Here is a 1,980-nt window from a genome sequence, read left to right as displayed (position 1 = left end):
TCCGCATTTCCTCATGCAACCGACAAACTCGTTACCAAGAATGCCGTTTCGGATGGAGATCATCTTCGCGTCTAGATGAGTAGCGTTAGCTACGCTGTAAGAAAGCGACTTCTTGTCGCACCATAATGTGCGTTATCGGCACCAATTAGTTCGCAACTCTACTTCGTTCGTTCATAGATTCTTTATTTTCTTCCCATAGTAAGAAACACAAAAAAGCTGTATTGATGATACCTATGATTCCATAACTCCATAAAGGTGCTGTAATCGTTCTATACCAAGTTATATTTATAAGATACATTCCAACTGCTAAAAGTAAGGAATTAATAAAAAAGGTGAGTATCCCTTTGTTATTAATGAAAAAGTTATCTAATTTACCTATGGAAATAATTAAAGAAGAGATGCTAGCCATTGTTAAAGACATAATAGCTATTGAGCGTAAGCTTTCTTGATGTTGAAAACTATCTGGAGAACTAAAAATATCAGTTATTAAATTAGTAATGTAGTAAAAGCCTGTTAAGTAAATCGAAACAACTAAAAATGAAATCGGTAGCCATTTTAAAAATAACATATGCAATTTCGTATAGTCTTTCTTCTTTTTCTCACGTAAATACTCTGCTATAGGCATAATAATCATGATCAATGCTAGTAAATATAAATCATGTAAAGGCAATTTACCTTTAAAAATATCTAACAAAAAATTAAAAGCGTCTACTATGTCAGCTATCATGAAAAAGATCCAACCTTTCGTTATGTAGTACCTTTACATACGTAATTATTTTGAAATTGTTTCAATAAAATGAAATTTTTTGAATAATTTAGTTCACATAATGTGCCCTATAGGTACCACAAAAGATATAAAAATAAGAAAATCTGTTGAAATAATTGTATTCCAACAGGTTTTTTTATTTACATCTCCTCTAATTTCTGCTTTCCTTTCCTTAAAAGTTTGAAGCTTAATCTATTTACATACTCTTCATTGTTTACTAGTAACGTATATGAATAAAGAATAGGTAATGTTCGAAGTAAAATATAAGAGCTTATAGCAATCATACCTATACAGACAGGGTAATAGGGAACTAAATCAATCGAAACAAGGTCCTTCCTTTCAAATAAGAAAGGCATCCCACCTGCAGCTAATAAACAAGAACCTACAATCAGTACAACAGCATACTTCTTTTTAGTATGAGCGTATTTTAGAGATAATTCTTTTAAATAATGATGATCTAGTAACAGAGGTTCTTTACTAAGTACCTTATATTGATGCCCTCCTAACAAAACTGCAGAAACGAGAGCGCCCACTCCCATGGTAGCAATTAAAATAATTAAAAATGTAGAAAGTTCTTTGTTCTGATCAAATAACCAATAAGGTATGGTCGATAGGATGAGCAAACTAACTCCCAAAGATACATATTTGTGTGTTTTCCCTTGAAAGGCTAAAAATCCTTCAGCCATTTCCTTACTTACATAATAGCCTTTTTCACTGCTGCTTTCTTGTACAACTGTATCTTTTAACAAATAATCAATTGAAACTTCAAATATATTTCCTAACAACAACAGCTTTTCAGTCTCAGGAAAGCCCTGGCCATTTTCCCACTTACTAATCGCCTGTCTTGATGTATTTACCTTTTCGGCCAAAGCTTCTTGTGAGAGACCTTTTTCTTTTCTTAATTTAAAAAGTTTTTCACCAAACGCCATATAATAATGACCTCCTATCTTTTGATAGGTTAATCATCTCAAATACAATAATATTTTTCCATCTTATTACAGATGAACATTGTCAACTTATAGTTGCAATCCTGTTATATAGCTATTTTTATGTATGTTTTTTTAAATATCCTATATAAAATGAGTTAAGTCGGGTAGGCAGGCACTCTCACGAGCGCCCGCCCCCCTAAGAACCGTACGTGACAGATTTCCCGTCATACGGCTCAAGCCTTCTTTTTATCCGAACAACTTATTTAATACATGGTACATGTACTA

At 32.7% G+C, this 1,980-nt stretch carries 2 protein-coding genes; both read right to left on the bottom strand.

Annotation, left to right across the window (positions count from 1 at the left end; all coding sequences use genetic code 11):
• Positions 1-145 precede the first annotated feature (145 nt).
• Positions 146-727, bottom strand: a complete 582-nt coding sequence (locus ACNHOZ_RS28785; RefSeq protein ID WP_447697465.1) for a hypothetical protein — start codon at positions 725-727, stop codon at positions 146-148.
• 179 nt (positions 728-906) lie between these two features.
• Positions 907-1,695 carry a helix-turn-helix domain-containing protein gene (locus tag ACNHOZ_RS28780; RefSeq protein ID WP_447697464.1) on the bottom strand — a complete coding sequence of 263 codons (789 nt, stop codon included), beginning with the start codon at positions 1,693-1,695 and terminating at the stop codon, positions 907-909.
• Positions 1,696-1,980: the final 285 nt, after the last annotated feature.

It is taken from the genome of Priestia sp. D51 (assembly GCF_053345675.1).
This window is presented reverse-complemented; position numbering and strand designations above follow the sequence as displayed.